Source organism: Streptomyces sp. NRRL F-6492, from assembly GCF_001280125.1.
GTDB lineage: Bacteria > Actinomycetota > Actinomycetes > Streptomycetales > Streptomycetaceae > Streptomyces.
Map to the genome: position 1 here is coordinate 1 of NZ_LGEG01000067.1, position 4,609 is coordinate 4,609.

3 protein-coding genes are annotated in these 4,609 nt (G+C 72.5%); 1 reads left to right on the top strand and 2 read right to left on the bottom strand.

The genetic code is table 11. From position 1 onward, the window contains the following. Window positions 1–373: 373 nt before the first annotated feature. Window positions 374–2,548: a helix-turn-helix domain-containing protein gene (locus tag ADL08_RS07835; RefSeq protein WP_053641337.1), complete on the bottom strand. Its 2,175-nt coding sequence runs from the start codon at window positions 2,546–2,548 to the stop codon at window positions 374–376. A gap of 122 nt (window positions 2,549–2,670) precedes the next feature. Here ADL08_RS07835 and ADL08_RS07840 point away from each other — a divergent pair, with 122 nt between their 5' ends. Next, window positions 2,671–2,868 (top strand): hypothetical protein, encoded by a 198-nt coding sequence (locus ADL08_RS07840; RefSeq protein ID WP_053641338.1) that lies wholly within the window; start codon window positions 2,671–2,673, stop codon window positions 2,866–2,868. Here the strand turns inward: ADL08_RS07840 and ADL08_RS07850 are convergent. After that, window positions 2,837–4,342, bottom strand: a complete 1,506-nt coding sequence (locus ADL08_RS07850; protein ID WP_234352047.1) for an aminotransferase class I/II-fold pyridoxal phosphate-dependent enzyme — start codon at window positions 4,340–4,342, stop codon at window positions 2,837–2,839. The genes ADL08_RS07840 and ADL08_RS07850 overlap by 32 nt on opposite strands. Window positions 4,343–4,609 lie beyond the last annotated feature (267 nt).

Sequence of the window (4,609 nt, forward strand, 5' to 3'; positions counted from 1 at the left end):
TGAAGAACAGGACGGCGGCGGCTATACCGAGCATGTGCGGAGCTCCTTTCGAAAGGGTGCCGTCCGTATGCCCCCGCGCGGCCCCCGCACACCAGTACGGCTGCGGACCGGCGATCGCGGCCGCCACATACGTGCCGGTGCTGTTCACGAAGAGGCGGATCCTTGCCGTCTTCCGGCTCGGGCTTGCTTGTGCGGATCGCGGTGGGGCATCGGTGTCCTCTGGCTGGTCGAGGGTCCGGCTGCGGGTGAGGGAAGGCCGGCCCTTTGCACCGAACTCCAGGACCGTGCGGGGGAAGAGCCGGTCGGTCAGTACTGGCCGTTCGAGAACAGGAGAGGTGTGATCGTGTGAGGCGACGTGCCTACCTTGACCGGTTCACCAGGCTGGTAGCGGCCGCCATGGGGGTGTCGGCGTTCCGTCCGGGTCCAGGCCGTTGGGCCATAGCCTGTCGACCAGAATCCGTCCCTCGGCATGATTCAGTAGGTCTTCGAAGTGGCCTCGGTCGATTGCCCGGCGGGCATGGATCTCGGCGTCTTCTTTGTCCCCGGCCATCTCGCGCATGCGGGCCAAATCGATCAAGGCGCGGGGGGAGCCGTGGTCCGCGGCTTTTCGCAACAGAGCCTCGGCGCTTTCGTTGTTTCCGGCTTTCTCCCGCATGCGGGCCAGGTCGAACAGGGCACGCGTGTCACCGTGTTCGGCGGCCCGCTGCGCGAGGTCCTCGGCGTCTTCGCCGTGGCCGAGCGCTTCTTGTGACAGGGCGAGGTCGAACAGGGCGGCGGTGTCGTCTTGATCCGCGATCTGCTGGACAGGGGCTTGGGTGCCCTTGCTGTCCTCGGTGTTCTGGTGCGACGCCGTCAGGTCGAGCAGAGCGGCGGGATGGCCGTGGTCGGCGGCCTGCCGGAGCAGGATCAAGGCCTCCTGCTCATCGCCGTAGCGCTTCCTCAACTCGGCCAGTTGGTAAAGGGTGCCCGTCTCCCCCTGTTCGGCTGCCCGCCGGGCGTAGTGCTCTGCGCCTTGCCAGTCCTCCACCACTGATTGCATGCGGGCCAGTTCCCGCAGGGCATCGATGCTGCCGTGGCGGGCGGCCCGGTGGTGGAGGTGGTGGGCCCATTGCAGGCGGTGGCGGGCCTGGGCTGCGCGGGCCAGGCGGTGAAGGGTGCCGGCGTCGGTGAGGTGGACGTGGGCGGAGTGCCAGAAGGAGGCGGGCGGGCAGAGGTCGCCGCGGGTTTGGCGGCCGTGTTGTTCGAGGTAGTCGGCGAGCTGGTACAGCGGGTCGGTGGTGGGTGGGGCGGCGGAGTCGACGGCGGGGGCTGGTGGACGCCGTGAGGGCCGGTGGGCGGTGCGGCGCAGCGGGGCGTGCCGACCGTGGACGTCCCGGGCGATTTCGGCGTAGGCCTGTTCCGACCAGTCGTCGGTGAGCCGGTCGTAGTCGGTGTCGGTGAGGTAGTCGCGGGCGGCGTCGGTGAGGAAGGCCCGGGGAAGGTGGAGGCCGACGCCGAGACGGCGTGCGTCCATCGCCGCTTCGAGGAGCGCCTTGGCGGGTGGGCCGGCGTGCTGGTAGCGGTTGAGGAGCTCGGGGGCGCCGGCCAGGTCTTGCGTCACCCGCCCGTCGGCGCGGGCGCGGGTGAGGGCGTCACCGAGCAACCGGTCTCCTTCGTCGGCCAGGACGGTCGCCTGCGCCAGGGCGCGGGCGTCGAAGGTGTCGGAGACGCCGAGTGTGCGACCGGAGAGCAGTTCGCGGACGCGGCTGTGCGGATCCGGTTCTCCCGATCCGGGCAGGAGCGCGTACTGCTGGGCGTAGGGGGGCCACAGAGTGCCGAGTACGAGGACGGGGCGGCTTTCGGGGCTGAGCAACAGCTGGTGGACGGCCGCCGCGATCCGCTCGCCCAGTACGGGGTCGCCGAGGTAGTGCTGGGCCTCGTTCAGCCAGACCACGGTACGCGGGCCGACACGGCGCAGGTCCTCCAGCGCGGCGTGCGCACGGGTCGGGTCGAAGGGGTGCCAGAGCAGCCACCCCTGCTCGGCGAGGGGCTGGACCGCTTCCCAGCAAGCCCGTGTCTTGCCCGTGGAGGAGCCGCCCACCAGGACCACGATTCGGCTGCGGCCCGCGGCGGCGTCCCGGACGGCCTCGGCCAGCACCTGATCGTGCTCGCGGACCACGTACCCCGGCAGCGCCCGCCTCCCGGGCCCTTGCGCGCCAGAGGCCGGGCCACCAGGCCCGGCGGGGTGCACTTCCAGATCGTGCGGCTCCCACGCGTCGATCGGCCGGCCCGGTCCGGCCGCGGCGGCCGGGCCGACCTTCTCGATCGCGGCCTGTCGCAGGTCCAGCAGTTCCTGGACCGGCAGCCGCAGTACCTCGGCGATCGCCGCCACCGTCTGCGCGGAGGGCGCGGGTTTTCTGGGTGAGAGAGCCCCCGACACCGTGGTGCGTCCCAGCCCGGCCCGGGTGGCCAGTCGTGTCTGGTCCAGCCCGGCGCGGGCGAGGCCGTCGGCCATCCTCCGGCGCAGCTCGGTGAGGGCCTCGGCGCGGTCGTCCCGGTCGTCGTGCACGTGCTCGCTCCCGCCTCGTCGAGGTGTTCGCCGGTGTCCATCTTCGTCCCGACGAACCACGGCGAACAAGATCCTGACGACTTTGGACCACGTCAACACCTCACGGAAACAAGGAGCTTGCCGTGTCCATCGCTGTCGTCCTCCTGACCCTCGCCCTCGTGATCGTCGTCGCGCTGCTGGCCGCGGCCGGTGCGGGCAAGCTGGCCCGCATGGACGGCGCCACCTACCCCGCGGCCCTCACCCGTGCCGCGGCCGTCTTCGCCGGAGTCATCACCCTCGCCACCGCCGTCACCGCGGCCCTGCACACCCTTCTTTCCTGAAGCCGCCCACTCGGACGGCGAAGAGGACCGCGTCGACGACATCGCCCGCGGCCGGTCCCGGTCGGTCCCGCGCCCACTGCAGTACCAACAGCACCGCCAGGGCGACGAGGAGGGAGTCGATCCGGTCGAGGAGGCCGCCGGAGCCGGGCAGCCAGCGCCCGGTGTCCTTGGTGCGGGCGCCCCGCTTGACCATCGACTCCAGCAGGTCCCCGAGCGGGCCGCCGAGCGCCACGGGCACCGCCGTCTGCCACGTCAGGCAGGACAGCGCGGCCAGCGTGAGAAGCCCGGCCGCGGCCCCGGCCAGCGTGCCGCTCCACCGCTTGGCGGGCGACAGCGGGAAGAGCCGGGGTCCGCCGAGACGGCGGCCCGCCGCGTACGCGACGATGTCGGCGACCGACACGGCCACGAACAGGACGAGGCCGAGGGCGCCGGACGGCACCAGGCCGGCCAGAACGCCCGACCACACGGGCCCCCGGCGGGCCCGCTCCCCGGCCGTCTCCGGACAGGCCACCAGATACGCGGCCCGCATCCCCGACAGCGCGTACATCTTCGACAGCGAGGTGCAGACCACGACCCGGGCGTCGGCCGAAGCGAGCGAGGCGAGCGAGTCCGGCGGGTCGACATAGCCCAGATACGCCTCGTCGATGCACCACCGGGTCCGCGCGGGCGAGGCCTCGATCACCGCGCGCAGCGCGTCGGCCGGGACGTGGCGGCCGGTCGGGTTGTTCGGGTTGACCACCACCACGAGGTCGTACCGTCCTCCGCCGGTCGCGGCGGCGAGCCGGGCCGGGTCGAGCAGCCAGCCGTCCTCCCGGCGCAGCCGGAGCCGGTCGACCCGGCAGCCGATCACCCGCTCGGTGACATGGGCGTACTCCCCGTAGCCCGGATCGAGCAGCAGCACCCGACTGCCCGGCGTCAGCCACCGGCCGAACGCCCGGAAGATCAGATCGGGCGAACCCGCTTCCACCACCGGCGACTCCCCCGGCAGCCGCCGGGCGGCGGCGATCTCCGCGAGCAGCCCCTCCGCGCCCGTCGGCGGCGAGGTCCGGGCCGCCCCACCCCGGATCCTCCGCGAGGACCGCGAGGACCTCCGGGGACGGCGGGAACCAGGCGTCCAGCACGTCCGCCGCGACCACCTCGTGGCGGCGGGACAGCGACCGGAAGCCGGTACCGATCGCCGAGAAGAACGCCCCGCCGTGCTCACAGCCGTCCCCGCGCGGCGCGAAGGGCACGTCGAGCTGCCAGTCCAGGCCCGTCCGCAACCGCTCCAGGATCCGGCCGTGGCGCTCCGCGACCGCCCGTGACAGCTCGGCCACGCAGCCGCTGAGGACCTCGAAGGAGACCGCGCCCGAGCGGACCGTACGCCCCACCGGCCGCAGCCCGGCGGCGAGATAGATGCCGAGCAGCTCCGTGCGCCCCGTCGCCACCACCCGGCGGCCGCCCCCGCCGCGATCCAGCGCAGCGCCGCGTACATCAGCGGCGGCGCCGCCGCGGTGGAGCGCCGGTCCTCCTCGACGGTCAGGACACGGATCTCGGACGGCGCCTCCTCGGTCAGGACCGGCAGCTCCCGGCGCGTCAGGTACTTGTCGAGGGAATAGCGGCCGACCCACGGCGGAGTGAGGCTGACGAAGCCGATCCGCGTCTAGGCAGTTTCTTACGGATCACCGTCCAAGCTCCGGGCTGTAGGTGGTGGGATGGTGTCATGCGACCTGAGCATTGTGTGACCAGGAACCACATCGAG

Excerpts from the sequence above, each read along its gene's own strand:
- ADL08_RS07850 (WP_234352047.1), bottom strand. The coding sequence starts at position 4,342 with ATGTACGCGGCGCTGCGCTGGATCGCGGCGGGGGCGGCCGCCGGGTGG.